This window comes from Serratia sp. JSRIV004 (assembly GCF_019968705.1).
Classification (GTDB): domain Bacteria; phylum Pseudomonadota; class Gammaproteobacteria; order Enterobacterales; family Enterobacteriaceae; genus Chania; species Chania fonticola_B.
This window is the reverse complement of sequence record NZ_CP074140.1, coordinates 3578728-3601748: the sequence shown is the minus strand read 5'-3', so window position 1 is coordinate 3601748 and position 23021 is coordinate 3578728. Positions and strand designations below refer to the sequence as shown.

The 23021-nt window shown below is 52.2% G+C and carries 29 protein-coding genes, 2 pseudogenes and 1 riboswitch; of the genes and pseudogenes, 20 read left to right on the top strand and 11 right to left on the bottom strand.

Translation table 11 applies throughout. The features are described 5' to 3' along the window. Positions 1 to 34 precede the first annotated feature (34 nt). The 5 genes and pseudogenes from KGP21_RS17295 (at position 35) to KGP21_RS17275 (ending at position 3783) form a co-directional block, all read left to right on the top strand. Positions 35 to 385, top strand: coding sequence for a phage GP46 family protein (locus KGP21_RS17295; RefSeq protein ID WP_223498982.1), 351 nt, complete (start codon positions 35 to 37; stop codon positions 383 to 385). Continuing rightward, entirely contained in the window at positions 385 to 1455 is a 1071-nt protein-coding gene (locus KGP21_RS17290; RefSeq protein WP_223498981.1) for a baseplate J/gp47 family protein, read from the top strand. Before KGP21_RS17295 ends, KGP21_RS17290 begins: the two co-directional genes overlap by 1 nt. Next, positions 1452 to 2024, top strand: a complete 573-nt coding sequence (locus tag KGP21_RS17285) for a YmfQ family protein (RefSeq protein ID WP_223498980.1) — start codon at positions 1452 to 1454, stop codon at positions 2022 to 2024. Before KGP21_RS17290 ends, KGP21_RS17285 begins: the two co-directional genes overlap by 4 nt. A gap of 488 nt (positions 2025 to 2512) precedes the next feature. Next, positions 2513 to 3211, top strand: a pseudogene (locus KGP21_RS17280) (phage tail protein); the annotation flags it as partial. Then, positions 3211 to 3783 (top strand): tail fiber assembly protein, encoded by a 573-nt coding sequence (locus KGP21_RS17275; protein WP_223535851.1) that lies wholly within the window; start codon positions 3211 to 3213, stop codon positions 3781 to 3783. The pseudogene KGP21_RS17280 and the gene KGP21_RS17275, both read left to right, overlap by 1 nt. Positions 3784 to 3787: 4 nt before the next feature. On the opposite strand, the gene KGP21_RS17270 is transcribed toward KGP21_RS17275, so the two are convergent. Further along, positions 3788 to 4711, bottom strand: a complete 924-nt coding sequence (locus KGP21_RS17270; protein WP_223535850.1) for a GNAT family N-acetyltransferase — start codon at positions 4709 to 4711, stop codon at positions 3788 to 3790. 390 nt (positions 4712 to 5101) lie between these two features. Here KGP21_RS17270 and KGP21_RS17265 point away from each other — a divergent pair. The 5 genes and pseudogenes from KGP21_RS17265 to cbpM form a co-directional block, all read left to right on the top strand. Further along, positions 5102 to 5380 (top strand): annotated as a pseudogene (locus tag KGP21_RS17265) (molybdopterin dinucleotide binding domain-containing protein); the annotation flags it as partial. A 3-nt stretch (positions 5381 to 5383) separates the two neighbouring features. Then, positions 5384 to 5932 (top strand): 4Fe-4S dicluster domain-containing protein, encoded by a 549-nt coding sequence (locus KGP21_RS17260; protein WP_024486412.1) that lies wholly within the window; start codon positions 5384 to 5386, stop codon positions 5930 to 5932. Positions 5933 to 5944: 12 nt separating this feature from the next. Then, complete coding sequence (locus KGP21_RS17255; RefSeq protein ID WP_223497974.1) at positions 5945 to 6751, top strand: DmsC/YnfH family molybdoenzyme membrane anchor subunit; 807 nt, start codon at positions 5945 to 5947, stop codon at positions 6749 to 6751. 608 nt (positions 6752 to 7359) lie between these two features. Continuing rightward, on the top strand, positions 7360 to 8280 hold the full coding sequence (cbpA, locus tag KGP21_RS17250; RefSeq protein ID WP_209523953.1) for a curved DNA-binding protein: 921 nt from the start codon (positions 7360 to 7362) through the stop codon (positions 8278 to 8280). Further along, entirely contained in the window at positions 8280 to 8582 is a 303-nt protein-coding gene (gene cbpM, locus KGP21_RS17245; RefSeq protein ID WP_021181020.1) for a chaperone modulator CbpM, read from the top strand. Before cbpA ends, cbpM begins: the two co-directional genes overlap by 1 nt. Before the next feature lie 63 nt (positions 8583 to 8645). Here the strand turns inward: cbpM and KGP21_RS17240 are convergent, their stop codons facing one another. Together KGP21_RS17240 and KGP21_RS17235 are read right to left on the bottom strand one after the other, a co-directional pair. Continuing rightward, on the bottom strand, positions 8646 to 9581 hold the full coding sequence (locus tag KGP21_RS17240) for an IS110 family transposase (RefSeq protein WP_059199132.1): 936 nt from the start codon (positions 9579 to 9581) through the stop codon (positions 8646 to 8648). A 501-nt stretch (positions 9582 to 10082) separates the two neighbouring features. Next, complete coding sequence (locus KGP21_RS17235; RefSeq protein ID WP_021181021.1) at positions 10083 to 10295, bottom strand: YccJ family protein; 213 nt, start codon at positions 10293 to 10295, stop codon at positions 10083 to 10085. A 169-nt stretch (positions 10296 to 10464) separates the two neighbouring features. On the opposite strand from KGP21_RS17235, the gene KGP21_RS17230 reads away from it, so the two are divergent. From KGP21_RS17230 to KGP21_RS17220, 3 genes are all read left to right on the top strand, one after another. After that, positions 10465 to 10704, top strand: coding sequence for a DUF2766 family protein (locus tag KGP21_RS17230; RefSeq protein ID WP_021181023.1), 240 nt, complete (start codon positions 10465 to 10467; stop codon positions 10702 to 10704). Positions 10705 to 10823: 119 nt separating this feature from the next. Then, positions 10824 to 10967, top strand: a complete 144-nt coding sequence (locus KGP21_RS17225) for a PhoP/PhoQ regulator MgrB (protein WP_021181024.1) — start codon at positions 10824 to 10826, stop codon at positions 10965 to 10967. A 98-nt stretch (positions 10968 to 11065) separates the two neighbouring features. Beyond that, positions 11066 to 11347 carry a YebO family protein gene (locus KGP21_RS17220; RefSeq protein ID WP_059201072.1) on the top strand — a complete coding sequence of 94 codons (282 nt, stop codon included), beginning with the start codon at positions 11066 to 11068 and terminating at the stop codon, positions 11345 to 11347. Positions 11348 to 11434: 87 nt separating this feature from the next. On the opposite strand, the gene KGP21_RS17215 is transcribed toward KGP21_RS17220, so the two are convergent. After that, positions 11435 to 11842: a VOC family protein gene (locus KGP21_RS17215; protein ID WP_209526762.1), complete on the bottom strand. Its 408-nt coding sequence runs from the start codon at positions 11840 to 11842 to the stop codon at positions 11435 to 11437. 110 nt (positions 11843 to 11952) lie between these two features. On the opposite strand from KGP21_RS17215, the gene KGP21_RS17210 reads away from it, so the two are divergent. The 3 genes from KGP21_RS17210 to KGP21_RS17200 all read left to right on the top strand — a co-directional run bounded on the left by KGP21_RS17210 (position 11953) and on the right by KGP21_RS17200 (position 14115). Next, positions 11953 to 12255: a phage protein NinX family protein gene (locus KGP21_RS17210; protein WP_024486479.1), complete on the top strand. Its 303-nt coding sequence runs from the start codon at positions 11953 to 11955 to the stop codon at positions 12253 to 12255. 90 nt (positions 12256 to 12345) lie between these two features. After that, positions 12346 to 12582, top strand: a complete 237-nt coding sequence (locus KGP21_RS17205; protein ID WP_021181027.1) for a DUF4060 family protein — start codon at positions 12346 to 12348, stop codon at positions 12580 to 12582. A gap of 162 nt (positions 12583 to 12744) precedes the next feature. Next, positions 12745 to 14115, top strand: a complete 1371-nt coding sequence (locus KGP21_RS17200) for an amino acid permease (RefSeq protein WP_024486480.1) — start codon at positions 12745 to 12747, stop codon at positions 14113 to 14115. Between the two features lie 36 nt (positions 14116 to 14151). On the opposite strand, the gene KGP21_RS17195 is transcribed toward KGP21_RS17200, so the two are convergent. Next, on the bottom strand, positions 14152 to 14436 hold the full coding sequence (locus KGP21_RS17195) for a hypothetical protein (RefSeq protein ID WP_115158066.1): 285 nt from the start codon (positions 14434 to 14436) through the stop codon (positions 14152 to 14154). A gap of 213 nt (positions 14437 to 14649) precedes the next feature. Between KGP21_RS17195 and KGP21_RS17190 the strand changes: the two genes are divergently transcribed. The 3 genes from KGP21_RS17190 to cspE all read left to right on the top strand — a co-directional run bounded on the left by KGP21_RS17190 (position 14650) and on the right by cspE (position 16762). Continuing rightward, complete coding sequence (locus tag KGP21_RS17190) at positions 14650 to 15648, top strand: MBL fold metallo-hydrolase (protein ID WP_021806779.1); 999 nt, start codon at positions 14650 to 14652, stop codon at positions 15646 to 15648. Positions 15649 to 16394: 746 nt separating this feature from the next. Then, positions 16395 to 16511, top strand: coding sequence for a DUF2627 domain-containing protein (locus tag KGP21_RS17185; protein WP_002211058.1), 117 nt, complete (start codon positions 16395 to 16397; stop codon positions 16509 to 16511). 41 nt (positions 16512 to 16552) lie between these two features. Continuing rightward, positions 16553 to 16762: a transcription antiterminator/RNA stability regulator CspE gene (gene cspE / locus KGP21_RS17180; RefSeq protein ID WP_002221949.1), complete on the top strand. Its 210-nt coding sequence runs from the start codon at positions 16553 to 16555 to the stop codon at positions 16760 to 16762. Positions 16763 to 16827: 65 nt separating this feature from the next. Here cspE and pgeF read toward each other — a convergent pair whose 3' ends face one another. Next, positions 16828 to 17541 carry a peptidoglycan editing factor PgeF gene (gene pgeF, locus KGP21_RS17175; protein ID WP_071682966.1) on the bottom strand — a complete coding sequence of 238 codons (714 nt, stop codon included), beginning with the start codon at positions 17539 to 17541 and terminating at the stop codon, positions 16828 to 16830. A 145-nt stretch (positions 17542 to 17686) separates the two neighbouring features. Here pgeF and rlmA point away from each other — a divergent pair, with 145 nt between their 5' ends. Continuing rightward, positions 17687 to 18553 carry a 23S rRNA (guanine(745)-N(1))-methyltransferase gene (gene rlmA, locus KGP21_RS17170; RefSeq protein WP_021806777.1) on the top strand — a complete coding sequence of 289 codons (867 nt, stop codon included), beginning with the start codon at positions 17687 to 17689 and terminating at the stop codon, positions 18551 to 18553. A gap of 137 nt (positions 18554 to 18690) precedes the next feature. On the opposite strand, the gene mntP is transcribed toward rlmA, so the two are convergent. From mntP to manX, 5 genes are all read right to left on the bottom strand, one after another. Next, positions 18691 to 19257, bottom strand: coding sequence for a manganese efflux pump MntP (gene mntP / locus KGP21_RS17165; RefSeq protein ID WP_024487163.1), 567 nt, complete (start codon positions 19255 to 19257; stop codon positions 18691 to 18693). A 12-nt stretch (positions 19258 to 19269) separates the two neighbouring features. Further along, a riboswitch (yybP-ykoY riboswitch) is annotated at positions 19270 to 19449 on the bottom strand. Positions 19450 to 19666: 217 nt separating this feature from the next. Further along, positions 19667 to 20125, bottom strand: a complete 459-nt coding sequence (locus tag KGP21_RS17160; protein ID WP_021806775.1) for a DUF986 family protein — start codon at positions 20123 to 20125, stop codon at positions 19667 to 19669. 56 nt (positions 20126 to 20181) lie between these two features. After that, positions 20182 to 21024, bottom strand: coding sequence for a PTS mannose transporter subunit IID (locus tag KGP21_RS17155; protein ID WP_037376029.1), 843 nt, complete (start codon positions 21022 to 21024; stop codon positions 20182 to 20184). A gap of 15 nt (positions 21025 to 21039) precedes the next feature. Beyond that, positions 21040 to 21840, bottom strand: a complete 801-nt coding sequence (locus KGP21_RS17150) for a PTS mannose/fructose/sorbose transporter subunit IIC (RefSeq protein ID WP_021181036.1) — start codon at positions 21838 to 21840, stop codon at positions 21040 to 21042. A gap of 56 nt (positions 21841 to 21896) precedes the next feature. After that, on the bottom strand, positions 21897 to 22868 hold the full coding sequence (manX, locus tag KGP21_RS17145) for a PTS mannose transporter subunit IIAB (RefSeq protein ID WP_021806774.1): 972 nt from the start codon (positions 22866 to 22868) through the stop codon (positions 21897 to 21899). Positions 22869 to 23021: the final 153 nt, after the last annotated feature.

Here is a 23021-nt window from a genome sequence, read left to right as displayed (position 1 = left end):
GCTACTCCCTGGTCCATGCTGCCACACTGGCAGCATGGACCAGAATATTTCCCCCACGACCGGCGATTACACTCACAGCCGGATTGACTCACTTCAGAACGCGGTTTATCTGCGCCTTGAAACTCCGCTCGGGAGTTACTGGGCAGACCCCGCGCTGGGGTCGCGTCTCCATGAACTGAAGCGGGATAAAGACCTTCCCCAGGTCAGGCTGCTGGCCATTCAGTATTCAGAGCAGGCGCTTCAGCCATTGTTGAATGACGGACGTGCGCAATCCATTACCATCGACGCGCAAAAGGGTCCGAAGGGGTGGCTGTTCTTGAGCGTCACGGTTCAAGACAGCGCTGGCTCGCCCCATACGTTCAAACACCCCGTAAGGATCACCTGATGACGTTCCCTGTCCCTACTGTTGCAGAAAGCACAGCCCGCCAGCTGCGTGATATTAAAAACGCGCTCCCGGATGAAAACATCGATACCGGCACCGACAGCGATTATGGCGTCCGCGCCAATGCAGTGTCCGGCGTAGCGGATGGTCTCTATGCTCACCAGGGCTGGATCGTCCGTCAGATTTTCCCCGATACCGCCGACACCGAAAATCTGGAGCTGCATTGTCGACAGCGTAATATTTACCGCAAAAAAGCCACCCATTCGTCAGGCAACGTCACGATCACCGGCACGGTCGGTGAGGTGCTCGAAACAGGCGCACAAATCCGGGGGGAAGGCGTCAGCGTGTCGACCACTGAAACCTGCACCATTGGCGATGATGGCACTGGCCAGGTCGCAGTAAAAAGCACGGCAACCGGCGTCAGCACCAACACGACAACGGCAAAGACAGCGACGCTGGTCAGCCCGCCTGAAGGCATTAACACTACGGTGACGGTTAATCCTTTGGCGGGTGGCACCGAGACAGAATCGGACGCCAGCCTGCTGGCGCGTTACCTGGACATCCTGCGCAAGCCTCCTGCGGGCGGGAACAAGTACGACTACAAGCGCTGGGCGTTAGAGGTCGAGGGAGTCACATCTGCCTATGTAGCGCCGCTACGGCGAGGGCTTGGAACCGTGGACGTGGCCATTACGTCAAATAATGAACTGCCGCCGCAGGCGCTGATAAACGCCGTTCAGTCCCATATTGATGAAATTCGCCCGGTCACCGCGAAGGATACGTTGGTACTGGCTCCGACGAAAAAGGCGGTTGATTTTGTGGTTCAGTCTGCCGTCACTGGTCTGACGATAGCGCAGGTCACGCCCTTGGTTCAGTCGGTCATTACTGACTTTATGAACCGATTGGAGCCTGGGCAAACACTTATTGTTTCCCAGCTCGAAACCGAAATTTCACTCATTAGCGGCATAACCGACAGGAAAATAATAACGCCTGCCGGAAATGTCCCGGCAATGATTGACGCGACAAAATGGGAATGGCTGCGCCCCGGGAATATCCGCGTGGAGCCACTGAAATGAACACGGTTGATTTATTCCGAGCCTTGTTGCCGCCGCTCAGTTATGACCCTAACGGTCAAAATCTCTCTGCTGAGTTAACGGCGGAGGCGAATTTGATGGACACGGTTCGAGCGTCAGCGGCCAGCGTTCTGGCATCCATTACGCCATTTTATTCATCGGTGACGCTCTCTGATTGGGAGCGGGTTTATGACGTGGTCCCGCGTGATGGGGCTACGCAGCAGGAACGCCGCCAGAATGTGTTGGTCAAGATGGCTGCCACAGGGGGGCTGTCTATTGCGTACTTTACCAGCCTGGCCGCCAGTCTCGGTTACACCATCACTATCAGCGAACCCCGAGCCTTTCAGGTCGGGGTTAACCGGTGTGGTGAACGTCTTTATATCGAAGGGATGCGCTGGGTATGGCAGGTGAACGTTTTGCAGGCCGTTACCCCGAAATACCGATTCCGGACGGGAGCATCGGCAACGGGTGAGCCATTGTTAGCGTTCGGTGAATCTATTTTAGAAAGCACATTTAAGGACCTTAAACCGGCCTTTACAGATTGTTATTTCACGTATGAGGATGACAAATAATGCAAGGCTTAATGCCACCGGTCAATACGCCGGATAAACTGTTCCACGATGGCGATCCGACGCAGGGGATTGAAGGAACCATCGTCACCGCTGAATGGATGAATAACTCACAGGGTGCAGTCCGTGACGCTCAGCAGGAAATAATCAACGTGCTGAAGTCTGCGGGTATTGAAGCTGACCCCGCCAAACAAGACCAATTACTGGCGGCAATCAAGAAAATCACCGGCACGGCTACGGAAGGTTATATCAAACGTGGTGAGTTTGGTATTGGTGGCGAGACGCAAGAGGTTTCTAAAGAAGATACATTAACAGTGATTAAAGGGATGGCAAGCGGCAACTATGCTGTCAATGCGCCTTCACTTGACATGCCTTCAACAGCCGTTTCCTATGAGCTGGATTGGTCATTAATGTCAGCCATTGGTAACCGGTCTGGGGTTTTGATTGCCAGAGCATTGACCGATAAGGGACAGGTTAACGATAAACACTGGCGAAACTCGTTGCGTAATGGAGTTTGGCAAGGGTGGATAATGATTTTCGATGAGGCTAACCCACCTCCGGCTCCTGATGGATTACTGCCTGTTGGCTCACCTATCCCTTGGCCAAGCGATACGCTTCCTGCGGGTAATGCGTTTGCATTTATGCAAGGTCAGACGTTTGACAAGGTCAAATATCCTAAACTTGCCCTTGCCTATCCTGGTGGTGTAATCCCGGATATGCGCGGATGGATGATTAAAGGTAAACCGGCCAGTGGACGAAATTTATTAAGCCAGGAGCAAGATGGCATTAAGTCGCACACGCACGGTGGTACAGTCAATGCGACAGATTTGGGAACAAAGACAACGTCAGCTTTCGACTATGGTTCAAAACAAACAACGGCGTTTGATTACGGGTCTAAATCAACCGATGTACAGGGTAATCACAGCCATAAATACAATGGATGGGTTTCTGGTTATAATGGTAAAAATGAACCGGCTGTTTCCTTTCAGTCAGACATGGATACCTCTTGGGCTGGAGCACATGCACACAACTTGTATATTGGCGCCCATGATCACTGGGTCGGCATTGGTGCGCACAGTCACACAATCGCTCTTGGAAGTCATTCGCATGGATTGACCATTAATGCTGTTGGTAATGCAGAAAATACCGTCAAGAATATCGCCTACAACTATATTGTGAGATTAGCATAATGTTTAAAATGTCAGATGAAGCGAAAACCATTAAAGTTTATAATTTCATGGCTGATACAAAGGAGTTTATTGGAGTCAGCGACTGTTATATTCCTGCTGGTACAGGTCTCCCCGCTTATTGCACAGTTCTAGAAGCTCCCAAAGCCGCTGAAGGCTGTGTTGTTTGCTTTGACAACAATGAGTGGCAACAGCGTGAAGACCATAGAGGCTCGGTGGTTTATGACAAAGCCACGAAGCAAAAGCGAGTTATCGAGCTTTTAGGACCACTTCCTGATGGGTATACCTCATTGAAGCCACAAGGTGATTTTGTTATGTGGGATGGTGAAAAGTGGGTCACTGATATTGAAGCTGAGAAGGCTGCGCTAGAGAAACAAGCGAGAGATAAAAAAGCTCAACTTACCAGGTATGCAGATTCAATCATCAACACACTTATTGATGCCATTGAGCTGGATATGGCCACAGAGGCAGAGAAAGTAAAACTGACCGAATGGAGAAAGTACCGAGTCCTGTTAAGTCGTATTGATTGTTCTTTACCCGCTGATATTTTCTGGCCAGCTATACCAGCGGAATAAGTCACTACAGTGAAAGAATGCGCCCCAGAGGTTCTTTTCGACACCAGCGGTCTTTGTATTCGGCTGTTGGGCGTCCAAATGAATAGCGCATGATTTTTCCGGCAGACTCGCATAGTTCATAGGCCGACTTTATATTTACCCATGTTACAACTGTCCCGGGGCAGAAAGAGTGATGCGTCTTATCATAACCACCATTGACATAGTCGAAATTGATCCATTGAGGACTTTCAGCTTTGGTTATGAGTTGAAAAGCGCAGGGGCTGCCAGCAAGAAAGAGCACATGGCCGAAGAAGAATGAGCGAAGTGAGGTGAGCATGTCCACAGTTTCGCTGTAATTACCTGGCCGCTGTCCCCACCGGGCCTGAAACAGGTCAAAGTAGATTGTCGTGAGTTCATCAGGAGAAAACATTGATTGGTCGAAAATTTGACCACCGGCAGAAAGAAATTTTGCAAACTCTCTTTTTCTGCTGCTTTTAGTCTTTGACGATAGCCCATCAGGGCCACATCCTTTTGCTATGCAAATAGCTCGATCGCTATTCATTTTAAATGTTGAATTAAATATGTTTTTTCGGTTAAACGAGGAAATTAGCTTTGTTTTAAATGGGATCACACCTCTGAGTTTTTGGTGAAAAGGCAAAATAATTTCGTCCTTATTGAATGGATAATGCACGATACCTAATTTTTTTGTTATGGGGGTATCCCCTGCAAGGTGGGCTTTCTTCCATGCACAGAAGGCGCCGAGAAAAGTACCATCTCGATTTTGTTTTATATGAACAGAGGGCGAACAATCAAAACGGGCGTGAAGGAATTCCAGAACTTCAGGATGTGTGATGAAGCTGCCCCCATACTGACGATGGCACGTCTCGTAGTCTGAGGAAGTTCCTGCACGCCACCCCAGGAAAGTAGGCATCATCAAATTTTTTATCATTACAGTTAGTCCAGTGCATCCTTCTTAAGGGGGGTGGCATTATATAGGGAGAGTTTCTTTCATTGAAACTGTTTAACTGCTGCGGATTGTGTTTTTTTACACAAACCAAAAGTAATCTGTATCCGCTATCGGATTCTAAACTTTAAATTGGTATCACAGATCAATTAAATGTTATTGATCGTTATTTTCGATTAATTGGTTTGTCAGTGATGGGAGCAAGTAACGTTCTCTACTCACAGGGAGAAGGCGGCGGGAATAGTAATAACGTCTACATGTAGCCGATTGGTGTTCGTGTCGTTCAATTCTGGACGATCCGAAATCTACATTTTCTGAGGTTTGCAACACTCCAGAATTGAATTAAAAACAGTCCGAAAAATTTCGCCGCGCTACATGCAGCGCAATAAGCCTAACGTGATGATCCATCCGCAGGATGCACAGCAGCGCCGGATCAAACATGGCGATTGGACCACCGTATTTAATGAGCGAGGGGAGCATCGGGCTATAGCCGTGGTGACGACACATATCAAGCGAGGAGTGGTTTCCCTGGATAACGGCTGGTGGGAACAACAGGGAGGCAGTAGCAGCCACGTCACTAATGACGCCGTAGAGGCGTTGGGTACAGGGCATTGCTGTAACAGTACGCTGGTTGATGTACGGGCGGAGGGATAACCCATGACCAAACAATATGGCTTTCTGATTGATATTAAACGTTGTTACGGCTGTAAAACCTGTTCCATGGCCTGTAAGTCAGAGAATCAGACGCCACCGGGCGTGCTTTGGCGGCGGGTGCGGGAGTATGAAACCGATGGCCCGAATTCTGAAGGGTTTATTTCGATGTCCTGCAATCATTGTGACGATCCGCAATGCATGAAGGTATGCCCGGCGGATACTTACCATAAGCGCCCGGACGGTATTGTGGTGCAGGATCATGAGAAATGCATCGGCTGCCGCATGTGCATTATGGCTTGTCCGTACAACGCCCCAGTCTTCGATCCGCAGGAAGGTAAAACCAGCAAATGCAATATGTGTGCCGAGCGTTTGGACGAAGGGTTACCGCCGCGTTGCGTGGCGTCTTGCCCCGCAGGCGTCTTGAAGTTTGGTGATATCGAGGAGTTAAGGAAAATCCACTCAACGGATTGGGCGGTACTGGAGGCTAGATATCACATGCCCGATCACCGAATCAGCGGCCCGAACGTGGTCATTATTCCAGCGGATAAATAATAGGGTGCTACCATGAACGAATATGAACTGCCGTTGGTGTTTTTTACCGTGCTCTGCCAATGGGGCATTGGCGGTATTATCGCCTTGACGCTCTATCGGTTGCGACCAACCTCCCAGATGTCCGTTGGGCAACTGAAATATCTGGTTCTGGGATTGTGGCTGGTGGAAGTCGTTGGCTCCAGCTTGTCACTGCTGCACCTGGGGAGCCCGTTTGGGGCTTACCGCGCGGTGCTGGGCCTGCCGCACTCCTGGCTAAGCCGTGAGGTGATCGCCTTTATCCTGGTGAATATCAGCCTGTTCCTGATGTTGGCAGTTTGCTGGCTGCGGCCGCAGAAGTCGGCCTTGATCACCACATTGGGAATGGTGACCTCGGTATTGGGGATTGCCGCCATTCTGGTCTCGGCACAAATCTACTACCAGATGGTCAGCCATCCGCTGTGGCATACGCCACTGACCCAATTGGCGTTTCTGAGTACCGCGTTACTGCTGGGGTTCGCTACCTTGGGGATCTATTTGAATGGCTGCGGCCTGGCCGTTCCGCGTACGGTTCGCTACGGTTTGCTGGTGGGCTGCCTTATGCTGCTGGCCACGCTGGTGGGGCGTTACCAAATTGCCGGGGCCAGCGCTCAAGGGATCATGCTTTGGTGGCAACTGGTTGGCAGCATGTTGGTAGGCGGTGTGCTGTTCGCGGTGCTTGGCCTGCGCACACGTTTGGCCCCGTCAATGGCCGTGATAGCCGGAGTGGTATTAGTGTCGGGGGAGATTGTCGGGCGTATGCTGTTTTATCATAACGTCATGGGCCAATTCCCCTGGTTCTGAGGCAATAAACTGAGGTCGGTCCAGCCGTGCAACCGCCGAGCGATGGGCCGACCCAACATCCTGCAGAAAAAAGCCTCAATACAGGGCTTGCCAGCATTCGGAAAAACCAGCTAATCTGAGATTGCCCGCTACCGCAAATGCCAAGTAGTCCAGGCCAGCAATGTAATTAACCAAAACAGAGAGTCAGCCGTAACAACGCCACGTTGATGGGGTGATCGCATGTTAATGACAGTGATTATTACTCTTTTTGTGATCGTGGGCGTCGCCGCTTTTCTGGCAATGCCAGTGATGATGGTCAATAACACGCAAGGCGTGGGAGGTGAAGAACCGTGAAACTGGCTAGCAACCGGAACCTGCAATGTTAACTCGAAATTCACTCACTACCTGTTGACCGGCTCAGATATGGGCCGAGTCATCAACACTTTGTCAGCACCGCAATTCCCGCACGTTCCGCAATAAATCAGCTCGAAACGCTAAATCACCGCGTGAAGTGATGCGCATACTGCACTAACTGCTTGATGGCGCTACAATGAGTCTTATCTCCTCAACTTGCTCACGTATCAACGCGCTATCCACTTTTCCGGCCACAGTAAAGAGACCATAGCATTATGGAAATCAAGGATTACTACGCCATTCTAGAGGTTAAACCCTCAGATGATATCAAGGCTATCAAAACCGCCTACCGCCGCCTGGCACGCAAATATCACCCCGATGTCAGTACCGAGCCCGATGCCGAAACGCGCTTTAAAGAAGTCGCAGAAGCCTATGAAGTGCTGAAAGACAGCGAACGCCGGGCCGAATATGACCAAATGCGGCTGCATCGTAACGAGCCCAATTTCGGCCGCCAGACCCGACGTGAAGAGTATGGTGGTGCCGAGGATTTCTCCGACATCTTCTCCTCGATGTTTGGCCAACGTGCGCGTGGCCGCCAGCAGGGCCAACCGCGTGCGGCCCGTGGGCAGGATGTTGAGATCGGCGTGGCGCTGTTCCTGGAGGAAACCCTCACTGAGCAAACCCGCACCCTGAGCTATAAGGTGCCGGTGTACAACGCATTTGGTCAGACAGAGAAAGAGATCGCTAAAACGCTGAACGTGAAAATCCCGGCGGGCGTGGCAGACGGGGAGCGTATCCGCGTGAAAGGCCAAGGCGTGCCTGGTATGGCTGGCGGAGCCAATGGCGATTTGTACCTGATCATTCAGCTGGCACCTCATCCGTTGTTTGAGGTGATCGGGCACGATCTGGAAATCGTTCTGCCCTTGGCACCTTGGGAGGCTGCGTTAGGAACCAAGGTTTCTGTCCCTACACTGGCGGACAATATCCTGTTGACCATCCCTGCGGGGAGCCAGACCGGGCAGCGGTTACGCGTCAAAGGGAAGGGGCTGGTCAGCAAAAAAGAGACCGGCAATTTGTATGCGGTGATCAAGATTGTCATGCCGGCCAAACCCGATGCAGACAGCGCCGCACTCTGGCAACGACTGGCCGAGGCGAATCAGGCCTTCGATCCTCGTAAGCAATGGAGTAAAGCATAATGGCCAAGCTACAGATAACCCTCACCATTACCGAGTTTTGCCTGCATACCGGCGTAACGGAAAGTGAATTGGCCGAGGTGGTGGGGTTGGGAGTGATCCAGCCCCGCGATCTGACGGTGGATGATTGGCTGTTTGATGATGGGGCGGTGGCGGCATTTAATCGCGCCCAGCGCTTGCAGCGTGAACTCGCTCTGGATTGGCCCGGCATTGCGGTGGCGCTGACGCTGCTTGATGAGATTGAACAGTTGCGCAGGGAGAACGCTCAGCTACGCCATCGTCTTGAGCGCTTTATCGCAGAGTGATGCCCCTCACCCTAGCCCTCTCCCACAGGGAGAGCAGCTGTGTTTAAAATCAACGGGTGATGATTAATTTGTCACCCATTTTTTATTATCCCGCAGCATCGCATTCAGGATGGTTAGCAGCTTTCTCACGCAGGCGGTCACCGCCACCTTGAACGGTTTTCCACGCCCTGTCAGGCGCTCGTAAAACTCCCGGATTGTCGGGTTGTACCGCACCGCTGACAAGGTCGCCATGTATAGCGCTGAACGCACCGCGCTTCGCCCTCCCCAGATACTTCGCTTCCCTTTCATTTTTCCACTGTCATGGGCATAGGGACACACGCCAACCAACGCGCTTATTTTGTGCCGATTCAGCCTCCCCAGCTCCGGCAACATCGCAAGAAGCACCGCCATCGTTGTCGGCCCGATACCTTTGACTTCCTCCAACAACGTCGCCTTTTCCCGCCACAGAGGCATCACTTTTATTTGCCTGTCGATATCGTCATCTGCATCCCGGATTTCAGCGGTCAGCCAGTCGATATGCCGCTTGATGCCCGCTGAGACCACCACGTCATCGCAGCTTTTATAGCGGTTTATCTCCATGGTCCTGTTATCGACCAGTTGGCGACGGCGGGTCACCATCCCGGCCAGACGCTGCGTCTGTTCATCCGGTGTGGGGCGGGCTTCGGGCTCCATTCTCCGGCCAAACTCGCAGATGATACGCGCATCATTCGGGTCGGTTTTGTACAGGGTCCCTAGCGCACGAGCGAAGTTTTTTACCTGGCGTGGATTGACCACGGCCACGGGTAACCCAGCCAACTCAAGCGTGGCGGCCAGCAACGAGTGATATCGGCCTGTCGCCTCCATCACGACAAGCTTGACGGTGATGGCAGAGAGCGAACTCAGCAACTGCTGATGGCCTTCCGGTGTGTTATCCAGATGCAGAAGCTGACGAGTTGGGTCGATGTATACGTCAAAAGTGTCTTTGGCAATGTCGATACCGACGGTTGCATGTTCAGTCATTTCAAGTCTCCCGGCCTTGTAAGATACGGGCTGGCTGATGCCGCCCTGGCAGCTGTTCGGGTTAACAGGAAAACTGACGCCACGCCATAAGCTCTCCCACGGGCTTGTTGTCCCAGAGGGGAATCGGGCTGTAGCGTCAGGTACAACTCGGTTAAAGTCTACCCGCCTTTGGGCGGGTAATTAAAGTACCTTAAACATACAAGGGGACCGATCGAGTGGGGTGAAAGTGCAGTGATTCCTCATGAGCATCGGCTGACTCACCTTGGACTAAAGGGTGATCGAGTTTGCTGATATGACCTCTTTAGTTCCAAATGGGCAGGGGCAAACAACTCCCTCTCCCACAGGGAGAGGGGACCGATCGAGTTGGGTGAAAGTTGAGCATCGGCTGACTCACCTTGGACTAAAGGGTGATCGGGTTTGCTGATATGACCTCTTTAGTTCCAAATGGGCGGGGGCAAACAACTCCCTCTCCCTGTGGGAGAGGGTTGGGGTGAGGGGGCCTCAGACGTTTTTACGCTCGATGGTTTCTTCACCCCAGTACAGTTGGTCGGCTTCGGTTTTACTGAACGCCAGCGGTAACACTTCATCGCTGCCTTCCTCCCAAATTTTTTGCGCCAAAACCTCGTCATTACCGGCCAACTCAAAGATCGCTTCGGCAATTTCTACCGAGGTTTCACGCACTGTCGCCCAAGATTTCACATTATGATTTGCCATGACTGCTCTCCTGTTGAGTGTGAGGCACAGCCTAGTATAGGCCACAATTCTGCCGCTGGTTTTTGCAAGGCATGCGTATTATTGCCGAAAATTCAGGGCGGAACGCCTGCGGCAAAATGCAAAACGGCGTGGTATTCTTTGCCGCGTATAAATCAACAGAGGAAAAATTATGTCTAGCGCACTGAGCAACGATCAAGAACTGGTTTCCGATCTGGTTGCCTGCCAACTGGTTATCAAGCAGATCCTGGATGTGATCGACGTGATCGCGCCGACCGAAGTACGGGACAAAATGGCCAGCCAGCTCAAGAGTATCGATTTTAGCAGCCACCCGGCCGGCGCCGATCCGATCACCAAGCGGGCGATTGAAAAAGCGATTGCGCTGATTGAGATGAAATTTAACCGCGAGTAACCGGGTTATTTTTTGTTCCAGATGGCTGAGAAATCTAAACGGCCGGTTAAACTTCGTTTAAGTTGCCTATGCTAGCATCGATGATTAGGTTAACAACATAATCATAAGGCTGCTAAGGTTTGGGGCGTAAAAAACTGCTGGTGATAGCGGCAACGCTGTTTGCCTGCTTGCTTTTCTATCTGCTGGCTCTGGATAGCTATTGCGATCAAGGTGAGAAGTTTGCACTGGGCATTTGCTCAATCACGCGTATCGTTCCCTGGTAACATGGCGAAATAACAATTTTTCGCAAACTTGCCCCTGGCCTTGGTGAGAATGTTACTATGTCGGCTTGGTTGAGGCAGTAGAGTAGATAGGGTTGTTCATGTTTGATTTAGCTTCTGGCCCGTCCGGCCTGATTTCCATCGCCGTTGTGGTGTTGGCTGCATCGTTTGGCTTGTGGGTCTGGTTCATCGTGAATCGCGCCAGCGTACGCGCCAACGAACAGATCCAGCTGTTGCAGGAAATCGCCGAGCAGCAGCGCCAGCAAACGGCACTGTTAAAAACGTTGGTGCAAACCGCCCGCGGGGACAAGGCATCGGTTGACGATTATGATGATGACCTTAGCCCGGCACTGAGTTATAAAGGGTTTATCCCAGAGCGTTAATCGCGTCCCTCATTTGGTGAGAAGGTTAAGGACACGTCGGTTATCTCAGTTTCAGTTTTAACCGGATCGCCTTCTCACCATTCCGTTTCAGTAAAACACCATCCCCTGATAGGGTTTCTCCCGGCAGGCTGCCAACCGGCTTGCCAGATCGCCACAGTGAATTTCCAGCGCGTGCCGATCGGGATCGAGAAAATAGCAAGATTCGCCCTCACTGTGATTACTCTTCCACTCCTGTACGCCTGATTTGCGCAAACGCTCCACAATGAGCGCATAGTTCTCCGGTGCCACGCTAAACGCGTAATGTGTATAGTCGCCCAACAGCTGATTTTTTCGGGCATCATCCAATGACAGGCATAACCACAGTTCACCCAATACAAGATAGGCACCTTGATGCCAGCGGGCTTTAGGGATAAACCCCAGCACCTCAACATAAAAGCGAAAACTGCGTTCTACCTCACTTACCGCGAGCGTCAGGTGGTTAAGACCCAGCAACATAATCAATTCATCCGTTAGTAAAAATAATGTTTACGGCACGCGAGCTGTCATAAATCTGTCGTATTGGCGTCGTAATGTAGCGCCAACTCTACGAAAGATGGATATCAGCAATGATTAGATGGTACGAAGAAAGCGACGCCGAAGTAAACCGCAGCATTGCGTTAATCACCGGAGAAAATCCGGACAAATGGTATCCTTACGGCGGCGTGAAAGGGAAAGATTACTGCAAAAATCCCTCCGATGCCTGGCCGATTATCTGCGCCAACAAAATAAGCCTTAATGCCCCCGAACAAAGTGACCAGCCACAGTGGCAAGCCAGTATGATCACCCAGCAAGGGGAGTGGCAAGCTGGCAGTCACAGCCCGTTGCGTGCCGCAATGATCTGTTTTTTATTGAGTCAGCAAGCGCAATAAATCAAATGTTAGTCGATAATGTAGATGACCCGTAATGATGAGACACCGCCTTATTCTGACAATGGACCTGTCGCTGACGGAGACTGTTTTATGAAGCGCATTATCAAAGGTGATACCACTCTCTCTCATTTAGTGATTGCCCATGCGGCGATCGATTGTCATGCCAAAAGCTATGGGCTGCACCGACAGGGCTGGCCCTCAACCTACCTGATAAAGTATCAAAACGATCGCGTGGCGGTGGAGGTCATCACCCGCCGTCAATCCTATGTGGCGACGCTGATGATCGGCGCACGTAACCTCAGCAAACTGTGCGGTATGCCAAGCTAGCTGGCGTAGCAAACCTCCTGCAACCCTCTGGCCCGGTTAACGATCGCCGGGCGCTAATCCTTGATGCCTGAAAGGTTAAGTGTTAAAACGCCCGCAGGTTTATTTATTGGTTGGCGATATCTTGCGCAATGCTGCCTGGATACTCAGCCGGACGAGGATAAGATGGGCGGTCAGCTTCAGGATACCCCGCTAAAACGCGGTTTAAAAAACAGACACATACAACTTATTGCCCTGGGAGGTGCCATCGGTACCGGCCTGTTCCTGGGTATTGCACAAACCATTCAGATGGCCGGGCCTTCCGTGCTGCTAGGCTATGCCATAGGTGGTTTTATTGCCTTTTTGATTATGCGCCAACTGGGGGAGATGGTAGTGGAAGAGCCGGTTGCCGGTTCCTTTAGCCATTTTGCCTATAAATATTGGGGGGACTTTGCCGGTTTCTTATCCGGTTGGAACTACTGGGCGATGTTTATCCTGGTCGGTATGGCGGAACTGACCGCCGTAGGGATTTATATTCAATACTGGTGGCCGGAAATCCCAACCTGGGCATCGGCGGCCGTTTTCTTCGTCGTGATTAACCTGGTCAATCTGGTGAACGTACGCCTGTATGGGGAAACCGAGTTCTGGTTTGCCATCATCAAGGTGGCGGCGATCCTGGGGATGATCGTATTTGGTGCCTACCTGTTGGCCAGCGGCAACGGTGGCCCGGAAGCCAGCATTAGCAACCTGTGGGATCAGGGCGGTTTTATGCCACACGGCATTAGCGGCCTGGTGATGGCGATGGCGGTGATCATGTTCTCGTTCGGTGGACTGGAAATGGTGGGTATTACCGCAGCAGAAGCCGCCGATCCACGCCGTAGCATTCCTAAAGCCACCAATCAGGTGGTGTATCGTATCCTGATTTTCTATATCGGCTCGTTGACGGTGTTATTGTCACTTTATCCGTGGGGCAAGGTTGTGGAAGGGGGCAGTCCGTTTGTGATGATCTTCCATGCGCTCAACAGCAACCTGGTGGCGACCATGCTCAACGTAGTGGTACTCACGGCAGCGCTGTCGGTCTACAACAGCGGCGTGTATTGCAATAGCCGGATGCTGTTTGGCCTGGCGACACAAGGCAATGCGCCAAAGGCGCTGACCAAGGTTAACAAACGTGGCGTACCGGTGCTGTCTATCGCGTTATCGGCGTTGGCCACCTCGGTAGGCGTATTGATTAACTACGTCATGCCCGGCGAGGCGTTTGGCTTACTGATGGCGCTGGTAGTCTCGACGTTGGTGATTAACTGGGTGATGATTTGCCTGGCGCACCTGAAATTCCGCGCAGCCAAAGATCGCCAAGGGGTGATCACCAGCTTTAGGTCGCTATGGTATCCGTTTGGCAACTATCTGTGCCTGGTGTTCCTGTCGTTGATCCTGGTGATCATGTACTTCAGCCCAGGGATCCGCATCTCCGTACTGTTGATGCCGGTTTGGGTACTGTTGTTGTGGGTTGGATTTTTGCTGACCCGGCGTAAAAAGGCAGGTGGCAACAAGAGGTAGTTTTCACGTTGGAGGCGCCTCAGCGCCTCCGAACGGTTAACGGGCGACGGCATTGCCCTGAGGGTGGCGCCCCAGCCGCAGCAGCTTTCTGCACAGCAGGAACAGGGTGCTGATAACATCAATCACCACCACGCTAAGCATCAGCAGGCCCAGCATAAAAAAGCCTGCCAGGGTGCTTGCCAGTAACCGCAGCGGTGACGGTACGCGTAGCCGGCGCAGCTTCATTGCCAGATACATTTTCCAGTATTGCCCTTGCGTCGCCAGCGCTCGGCGATAGCGGCCCATACGAACGCGTGACTTGCCTGATGCAGTCCGGCTCATAACTCCTCCTTTTTCAGAATGTCCTAGTAAGTAAATCACAAGGTTCTTAAGAAAGGCTTAACAGGTTCTTGGCGACCTTGGCCTTCTTACTCTGGCTATGACAACAACATCCACAAAAAGGTCAGTTGTTTGTCATTGCGATACTATAAGCTATTGGGTAGGCAATCTTGTAACGATTGCGGCACCACTATGGTACTACAGGGAGAGAATCGGTTGAAAATAACCAACAAATATTACGACGCCAGCAAAGCGCATCATACGCCACAGGGATTCTGCAACCCGGAGCCGTCGTTACACCAGCCCGGGGATCTGAAGCGCTGGCAAGACGAACGCAAGAAGCTCGGCCTGCCCAAACCTCCTCAGGCAGGCTACGAGCAGTTTATCGCCAACTGGTGGCAAGCCGCCGATCTGAGCGGCGATCAGGACCGTGTATGGTGGTTGGGCCATGCTTCTCTGCTGTTGCGCCTGGGGGGCCGCCACGTGCTGATCGATCCGGTATTGTCGCCAAGGGCATCACCTGTGAGCTTCTACGGCCCACATCGCAAGACGCCGCCCCCGCTAACGGTAAAACAGCTGCCAGCGGTAGATGTGGTGCTGATTTCCCACAATCACTACGACCATCTGGATCGTCAAACCATCAGGGAACTGACCAAACGCTTTCGCAATGCCACCTTTGTCGTCCCGCTGGGCCTCAAACGCTGGTTCAGCCATTACCCGGCCAAACGGGTGGTCGAACTGGATTGGTGGGAGAGCCTGACGCTGGATGAGATGACGTTCTACGCCACGCCAGCACGCCACTGGAGCATGCGTACACCGTGGGATCGCAATCGTTCTCTATGGTGTGGCTGGGTGATCCATCACCCGGCGCTGCGTTTTTATTTCTCTGGTGACAGCGGTTACAGCGAACGGTTGGTTGATATCGGCACCCGCCTTGGGCCGTTCGATATCGCGGCGTTGCCCATTGGTGCTTACGCCCCAAGATGGTTCATGCAAGAGCAGCATATGGACCCACAGCAGTCGGTGAGGCTGTATCAGCAATTGAATGAACCCAGAGTGATCCCTATCCATTGGGGCGTGTTTGAATTGGCCGACGAGTCGTTGGATGAACCACCTGTGCAACTCAGCCTGGCACTACGCGAAGCCGGGGTCGAGCAGCACAGTTTTTATCCGCTGAAGATTGGTGAACATCTGGAGGTTAGCCCTAACTCCTAATGAGTATCATGGGGTTGCGGCGTACCCCGCATCGGGTGGCGCTGGGCGTGGTGCGGCTTTGCGGGGTTTACGGCGGGTAATGGATAAAACCGTCACGCCAAGAGTAGTGAAAAAAATGCCTTGGCGATTTCGTTAATCTTCGGCGGAAATAGCTGCTGAGTGGCTAGGTGGTATTTTTAATATTTTTTTTATCCTTACTAACTTAGCTACGGATATAAACCCGCAGGGTGGGGTGGCTATTTCGTCCAGTTGCACATTCTTGGTGCAAAATTTGGCTCGCTGCATGATTATGCACTGGCCTGTGTGAGCGTTTTGGCCCGAGTGAACGGTTCTGTTGCGGTGGCCAAAGCATAACTATCCTGCTATGACAGGCTTTGCTCCCCAAAGGTCGGATCAGTGGGCCGTTTGGCCCCCGGCCTTCGATATTCAATAGTTGCATATAAAATTCCATAAAGATTCAAATTTTTTTACGTTCTTTGGCCTGTCTGCGGCTTATATGTGGTCTAAATCGCTCGCTGTCGAGTTGAAAGAATTGTTAAAACTGAGGCGCCACGCGGAGTACAGCCCGGCTTCTTTACAAAGCAGAAAATAGCCAAGGCTTCAACCTCTTTTGCCCTATTTAAGCTATTCTTGCGGCTGACCGTTTCAAATATGTGCGACACGTCCATGAGTGATTAAAAATGGCTTGCCATCGATTCCAGAGTATGTGATAACGCACTTGGGTAAAACGAGGTACAGTTCTGTATATGTGTGGCATTTTCAGTAAAGAAGTTCTGAGTAAAGACGTTAGCGTTGAATACCGCTTCTCTGCCGATCCTTATCTTAGTGCCTCAAGCAGTAACGACTCTAGTTTGTCTATGTAACGCCTACGGGCGGTTTAAACAATCCAAAGGAAATACTCAAGATGGCAAAGATCAAAGGTCAAGTTAAGTGGTTCAACGAGTCTAAAGGTTTCGGTTTCATCACCCCAGCTGACGGCAGCAAAGACGTGTTCGTACACTTCTCTGCAATCCAGGGTAACGGTTTCAAAACCCTGGCTGAAGGCCAGAACGTTGAGTTCGAAATCCAAGATGGCCAGAAAGGCCCATCTGCAGTAAACGTTACTGCAATCTAATCAGCTTCAGCTGAACAAAAAACCCGCCTTAGTGCGGGTTTTTTCGTATCTGGCGTCGATGAATATCACCCGGTGATGATGATGCCGGAATACTGGTTGCGGCCTTTAATCCCCGGATGGTTGGGATCTTGTGCGCGGCGATGGCTGTTGCGGCGATAGCTGGTGTATTTAAAGCGCTGGGGCTGCCGTGGGTCGCTGTTGAGCGTGCAGATAGTGCAAGAGCCTGCGTGATCGACTGCGGCGAAGCCCAAGGCTTTGAGCTTGTTTACGGCGATGGCGGCCAGATCCAGATGGCGTTGGGTCGGGCTGATCAGCTCTGCTGGCAAGGGCAGCGCCTGCTGAAACTGTTCGACCAACTCTTGGTTAACCTGATAGCAGCAAGCGCCCGCAGCGGGGCCGATGGAGGCCACCCAGTTGGCGGTATCGTCATCCTGGCCGATACGTTTGGCCATCTGCTCCAGAATGCCATCCAGCAGGCCGCGCCAGCCCGCATGTACCGCAGCAATGGCGCTACCGTCTTTACGGCTGAAAATCACCGGCAGGCAGTCTGCGGTTAATACGCTGATCAGGATCCCTGGCTCACGGGTAAAGAAGCCATCGGCCTCACCGCATTGCTGGCCCGCCTGATGGATATCGACTATGCGAGTACCGTGTACCTGTTTTTTCTCAGGCAGCGTATTGCGAAAGGGCTGTAACGGCGTTGGCAGCAGGGCACCTTTATTGCCAAAGCCATGAGCGATGCCAGGAACGCCGCTGAGCAGCGGGGAATAGTCGGTCATAGAACGTTTTTGCCTGTGGCTGAGAGGAGATATCCAGTGTAGCCAGCTTTTGGATTACTTGGCTAGTGGCAGATGGGCGTCCGCCTTGCATCGTACACCAGCCTTCTTTAGACTACCCGCGCCATCTCTCTCTGGGATCTCATCCATGTCTTATCAGTGCCCCCTGTGCTTCCAACCGCTTGATTTCGCAAACCAACAGTGGCGTTGCGAAAATAACCATCAATTCGACCGTGCCAAAGAAGGGTACGTCAACTTAATGCCGGTGCAACACAAGCGTTCTAAACAGCCGGGTGACAGTGCCGAGATGATGCAGGCCCGCCGCGCATTTCTTGACGGCGGCTACTACCAGCCGTTGCAACAGCGGGTGGCTGAACTGTTAGCCAGCACCTTGCCTATTGAGCCACAGGCACTGCTGGATATTGGCTGTGGTGAAGGCTATTACACGGCCGCCGTGGCTGCACGCTTGTCTCAGGAACGGACCGTAGCGGTGTATGGCCTGGATGTTGCCAAGGTGGCTATCCGCTCGGCAGCCAAACGCTACCCGGCGGTCTCTTTCTGCGTGGCTTCCAGCCATCGCCTGCCGTTTGCTGACGCGTCGCTCGATGCTGTGTTACGTATCTATGCCCCCTGTAAAGCCGAGGAGTTGGCGCGGGTCGTCAAGCCGGGTGGGGTGGTGGTGACAGTGTCACCGGGGCCGCGTCACCTTTATCAGCTAAAACAGCAGGTTTATCAGGAGGTTCAATTGCATGCGGAGCATGATGAGCAGCTTGAGGGCTTCAGCTGTGAATTGGCCGAGTCACTGGCTTATCCGATGGCGCTGCCGGGTGAGCAGGCTGCCAATCTGTTGCAGATGACGCCGTTTGCCTGGCGCGCTTCGCCGGAGGTGCAGCAAGGTTTGCTCGACATGGCTACCTTTGCCTGCGAGACGGATTTCGCCATCCGCTTGTACCGTCGGGTCGCCGCTCACCCCAACCCACTCCCACAGGACGAGGGAACTGAACAGAGTAGGTAATTGGCCAATGTAGCTTCGGAAACCAGGGTGTAAAAGCAAGAAAGTTGAGGTATTACGCAGAAAGATCAACGAACTCGGTCGGTTCCCTCTCCTTGGGGAGAGGGTTAGGGTGAGGGAGTCTTCTTCTCTGCCAAGGATTAAGCCAGGTAGCCCAAGTGCTCCAGCAGGATATTAAAGCCAATCCCGATCAACACCACGCCGCCAAGAATTTCTGCGCGCTTGCCCAGCAGCGGGCCGATAAACCGGCCAACCATCATCCCCAGCGTCGCCATGATCATGGTCGCCATACCTATCGCCATCGCGGTATGCAGGATATTAACCTGTAGGAATGCCAGACCCACACCGATTGCCATCGCATCCAGACTGGTGGCAATGGCCGTAGCAACCAGCACCCAGAAACCATGACGATTGACTTTCTCTTCTTCCGGCTTGTTTTTCACCCCTTCAACGATCATGCGTGCGCCAAGGATAAACAGCAGGCTAAAGGCGACCCAGTGGTCCCATTCCATGATGTATTGGCTGGCAAACAGCCCGATGCCCCAGCCGATAAGCGGGGTAATGGCTTCAATGATGCCAAAGATCAGACCGGTACGGATAGCTTCGCGAAAACGCGGTTGATGCAGAGTGGCACCTTTGCCGATCGACGCGGCAAACGCGTCCATAGACATGCCAAAAGCCAGGATAAGAGTTGCGGAAAGGTTCATTGAAATAGTCTCGGCCGGGTGGCTCCATATACACGTAACCCACCCCCAACCATACGACGGAGTTACGTGCCTATGGTCTCGCCAACCTACCTGGCTGCCCGCACCACGTTTCGCTGACGAAACGAGTATGTTGATACGGGCGTTTCTGGTTAAAACTCCCCCAGAAACCGGCTACTCCCCAATGACGGCGCAACCATACCATAATATTTTTGCTGCGGACAACGTTTAATTTCACCGGGGTATTGGGTGAAATTGAGACTTATTTTCATTAGCGTGTTTATTGAGGGAAGTAATGGCGATAGTTGCATCAATGGTGTGTAAATAATAAGCAGAAAAAACACCAGCCATGCTGATTAATTATCCAAAAAAACACTGTTAATTAATCAGGATGGAGTGAGGTGGATTTAACTCATTTATTTTCAAGGAAAAAATGATAGATTTTTTCCAGGTCATCCAGATGCGTAACCTGGATTAATAACCGGCGCTGTTCTAAGTCGATAACCAGAATGCCGTCTTCGGATAAATTCATGGCTTTGATGCGTCGATAGTCAATAAACGCATTTGCATAGAAGAAGCCCGTAGTTTTAAACAACATTTTGGGCTTGCGGATATAGGAGATATATACCGCCATCAACGCCAGGGAAATTAGCAGGTAGGTAGTTATCGGCGCTCCCTGCTCGACCAGGTTGCGGTAGATCAGGATGGCGATCAGACCGACGAAGATCAGGCAGTCCAGGCGATTACCCCGCTTGAGCTGCACCTTTAACAGCGTTTTTCCTTTCAGCAGGTTCATGCCGAACTCGTCATACAGCGCATACGCCAGCATCAGCAGAATAAAAATCAGTATTACGCTATCGGTCAGCGACATCTCACCACTCCATAAATAAAAAAAACCGGGGGTTGCCCCCCGGCTATCAATTGCTATTACAGACCTAACAGACCAATCCAGTAACCGAAGATACCGATGGCGAAGAAGCCGATAATGATCCACAGCGCGTTGACCTTCTTGCGCAGTAGCCACATACAGCCGAAGGTCAGCAGTAGCGGTACCAAGCCAGGCATCAACTGGTCAAGGATGGTTTGTACCGTGGTGACGTGGGTCTGCCCGGTCTGGTCGGTAATTTTTGACACCACCAGCGGGATATTCACGTGCGTCCACTTGTTAACCAGAGCCCCCATGACAAACAGGCCGAGGATAGACGCCCCTTCCGTCAGTTTTTGCAGGAAACCACCGCCCATATCGCTAACGATATCGACCCCTTTTTGGTAGCCGTAGGCGACACCGTAGTAACGAACCAACAGGCGTACCAGGTTAAACAGTACGAAGAACAACAGCGGGCCGAGCAGGCTGCCACTCATGGCAATACCGGCACCCAATGCGGCAAATACCGGGCGAACGGTACCCCAGAATATCGGGTCACCGACGCCGGCCAGTGGCCCCATCAGACCTACTTTGATGCCGTTGATGGCCGCATCGTCGATCGGTGCGCCGTTGGCACGCTGTTCTTCCATCGCCATGGTAACGCCAAGTATTGGCGCTGCGACGAACGGTTGCGTATTGAAGAACTCAAGATGGCGTTTGATTGCCTGCTTGCGTTCGTCGTTATTGTCAGGGTACAGGCGACGGATCACCGGCACCATCGAGAAGCAAAAACCTAGCGCCTGCATACGTTCGAAGTTCCATGAACCCTGGAACAGGTTGGAGCGTACGAATACGCCTCGAATATCGGCAGGTGTCAGTTTCTTTTGAGTCGTTGTATCAACCATTTCTTTCACCTATTCCTAGTCCAATTCGTTATCGAGGTCGTTGGCACCGGCAGGGTTGGCCTGAACCACCTGAGACTTGTTGTATTTAGGGCTGAGCTGGATGTAGAGCACCGCCATCACCACACCGATCACACCGAGTGCGACCAGGTTAAAGTTGGTGAAGGCTGCGGTAACAAAGCCCAGGTAGAAGAATGGCATCAGATAGCCGGCACGCATCATGTTGATGACCATCGCGTAACCAACTACCACGATCATGCCACCGGCGATATTCAGACCGCCTGTGACCACTTCCGGAATTGAGTTAAGCAGGGCGTGGACGCCAGCTGTACCGACAGAGACCGCCACGATCACCGCAGGAATAGCGACACGCATTGCCTGTACCAACAGGGCCGCGATGTGGATCACGGTAATACCGTTCAGGTTACCCCTTTCTGCCGCTTTGTCCGCCGCATGCTGGAAGGCCACGGTGATGGTACGCACGATAATGGTCAGTACCTGGCCTGCTGCTGCCAGTGGGATCGCCAGGGCGATACCGGCACCGATGTTTTGCCCACCGGCGATAACCAGAATGGTGGAAATAATCGATGCTAACGCCGCATCGGGTGCAACCGCAGCCCCGATGTTCATCCAACCCAGTGCGATCATCTCCAGCGTACCGCCGATGATGATACCAGTTTTGATGTCACCGAGAACGAAGCCAATCAGCGTACAGGCCACTAACGGGCGGTGGAATTGAAACTCATCCAGGACGGAACCCATCCCGGCGATACAGGCAACGATAAATATCAGTACAATCTGAAGAGTGGTGATCTCCATTGCACTTCTCCTATATGACCAAACAGCTCTGAGTAAAAAAATTAACGACGTTGCCGTTAATTGAGTTTGTTAATCAGGTCCATCATTTTTAACTGACTGTCGGAAGAGACCTTACGGACTTCAAGTTCAATCCCGCGTTCGTTTAACTTCTTAAACGCCTCGATGTCTTTCTCATCGACGGACACCGCGTTATTTACCTGGGTTTTGCCCTGGCGGAACGCCATACCACCGATATTCACCGATTTGATATCCACCCCTTCCTCTACCAGACGCCAAACGTCGGTTGGATTGGTGAACAGCAGCATTACGCGCTCACCCGCATATTTCGGGTTGTTCCAGACGCGGATCGCCTTTGCCACGTCAACAACGTGAGCGGTAACGCCTGGAGGAGCAACCTGAGTCAGCAAGGTTTTACGGACGTGGTCGGCGGCTACTTCATCACTGACTACGATGATGCGGCTGACGTTGGTCTCTTTGGTCCAGCGGGTAGCAACCTGGCCGTGGATCAGACGATCGTCGATACGTGCCAGACAGATTTTCATATGGTCATTGGGGCCGAGAGGCGCTTGGGGCGCAGCGGCTTTTGGAGCAGGGGCACTTTGTGGCGCGACGGGCTTAACACTCTCTTCCACCGGTTTCTTCAGCGCTTTCACGCCTTCACGGCCGGTTTCCAACGCCAGCGCGACCAGTTCGTCAAAGCTTGGGTTGTCATCACGGGCCATGAATGTTTCCACCAGCATGGGAATGTTAACCCCGGTGATAACCTCATAGTGTGGTTTGTCTACTGCGATGCGGCTGGCCGCGTTAAACGGGCTGCCGCCCCAGGTATCAACCAGAAACAGGACGCCATCGCTGGTATCGAGTTCACTGATTTTCCCATTGTATTTCTCAATTAACGTTTCAGCATTTTCACCGGGAACGAAATCTATGTAGGCGACGTTGGCTTGCTCACCCAATAGCATTTCTGCTGTTTTCAGCAGTTGTTCCGCTGCAGTCCCGTGTGTGCCGATGATAATAGCTATTGCCACTCGCTACCTCCTCGTTGAACTTAAGGCACGGATCGTGTCTTGACTCATCACCATCCTGGCAGTCACTTCCGCGGTTCAGATACGTTGGTTCAAATACATTATGGTAGAAAAAAAGAAACTCACACTTAACATTTATCACGCAGTTTCAAAAAC

Coding starts and splice junctions, on each gene's coding strand:
- KGP21_RS17160 (WP_021806775.1), bottom strand. CDS start 20,125: ATGTCGCTGACCGATAGCGTAATACTGATTTTTATTCTGCTGATGCTG.
- KGP21_RS17215 (WP_209526762.1), bottom strand. CDS start 11,842: ATGTTGCTGGGTCTTAACCACCTGACGCTCGCGGTAAGTGAGGTAGAA.
- KGP21_RS17285 (WP_223498980.1), top strand. CDS start 1,452: ATGAACACGGTTGATTTATTCCGAGCCTTGTTGCCGCCGCTCAGTTAT.
- KGP21_RS17255 (WP_223497974.1), top strand. CDS start 5,945: ATGAACGAATATGAACTGCCGTTGGTGTTTTTTACCGTGCTCTGCCAA.
- KGP21_RS17235 (WP_021181021.1), bottom strand. CDS start 10,295: ATGGCAAATCATAATGTGAAATCTTGGGCGACAGTGCGTGAAACCTCG.
- KGP21_RS17155 (WP_037376029.1), bottom strand. CDS start 21,024: ATGGTTGATACAACGACTCAAAAGAAACTGACACCTGCCGATATTCGA.
- cbpA (WP_209523953.1), top strand. CDS start 7,360: ATGGAAATCAAGGATTACTACGCCATTCTAGAGGTTAAACCCTCAGAT.
- KGP21_RS17240 (WP_059199132.1), bottom strand. CDS start 9,581: ATGACTGAACATGCAACCGTCGGTATCGACATTGCCAAAGACACTTTT.
- KGP21_RS17230 (WP_021181023.1), top strand. CDS start 10,465: ATGTCTAGCGCACTGAGCAACGATCAAGAACTGGTTTCCGATCTGGTT.
- KGP21_RS17195 (WP_115158066.1), bottom strand. CDS start 14,436: ATGAGCCGGACTGCATCAGGCAAGTCACGCGTTCGTATGGGCCGCTAT.
- mntP (WP_024487163.1), bottom strand. CDS start 19,257: ATGAACCTTTCCGCAACTCTTATCCTGGCTTTTGGCATGTCTATGGAC.
- cspE (WP_002221949.1), top strand. CDS start 16,553: ATGGCAAAGATCAAAGGTCAAGTTAAGTGGTTCAACGAGTCTAAAGGT.
- KGP21_RS17205 (WP_021181027.1), top strand. CDS start 12,346: ATGAAGCGCATTATCAAAGGTGATACCACTCTCTCTCATTTAGTGATT.
- KGP21_RS17295 (WP_223498982.1), top strand. CDS start 35: ATGGACCAGAATATTTCCCCCACGACCGGCGATTACACTCACAGCCGG.
- rlmA (WP_021806777.1), top strand. CDS start 17,687: ATGTCTTATCAGTGCCCCCTGTGCTTCCAACCGCTTGATTTCGCAAAC.
- KGP21_RS17185 (WP_002211058.1), top strand. CDS start 16,395: ATGTGTGGCATTTTCAGTAAAGAAGTTCTGAGTAAAGACGTTAGCGTT.
- KGP21_RS17275 (WP_223535851.1), top strand. CDS start 3,211: ATGTTTAAAATGTCAGATGAAGCGAAAACCATTAAAGTTTATAATTTC.
- KGP21_RS17210 (WP_024486479.1), top strand. CDS start 11,953: ATGATTAGATGGTACGAAGAAAGCGACGCCGAAGTAAACCGCAGCATT.
- KGP21_RS17270 (WP_223535850.1), bottom strand. CDS start 4,711: ATGATAAAAAATTTGATGATGCCTACTTTCCTGGGGTGGCGTGCAGGA.
- cbpM (WP_021181020.1), top strand. CDS start 8,280: ATGGCCAAGCTACAGATAACCCTCACCATTACCGAGTTTTGCCTGCAT.
- KGP21_RS17150 (WP_021181036.1), bottom strand. CDS start 21,840: ATGGAGATCACCACTCTTCAGATTGTACTGATATTTATCGTTGCCTGT.
- KGP21_RS17290 (WP_223498981.1), top strand. CDS start 385: ATGACGTTCCCTGTCCCTACTGTTGCAGAAAGCACAGCCCGCCAGCTG.
- KGP21_RS17260 (WP_024486412.1), top strand. CDS start 5,384: ATGACCAAACAATATGGCTTTCTGATTGATATTAAACGTTGTTACGGC.
- pgeF (WP_071682966.1), bottom strand. CDS start 17,541: ATGACCGACTATTCCCCGCTGCTCAGCGGCGTTCCTGGCATCGCTCAT.
- KGP21_RS17200 (WP_024486480.1), top strand. CDS start 12,745: ATGGGCGGTCAGCTTCAGGATACCCCGCTAAAACGCGGTTTAAAAAAC.
- KGP21_RS17220 (WP_059201072.1), top strand. CDS start 11,066: ATGTTTGATTTAGCTTCTGGCCCGTCCGGCCTGATTTCCATCGCCGTT.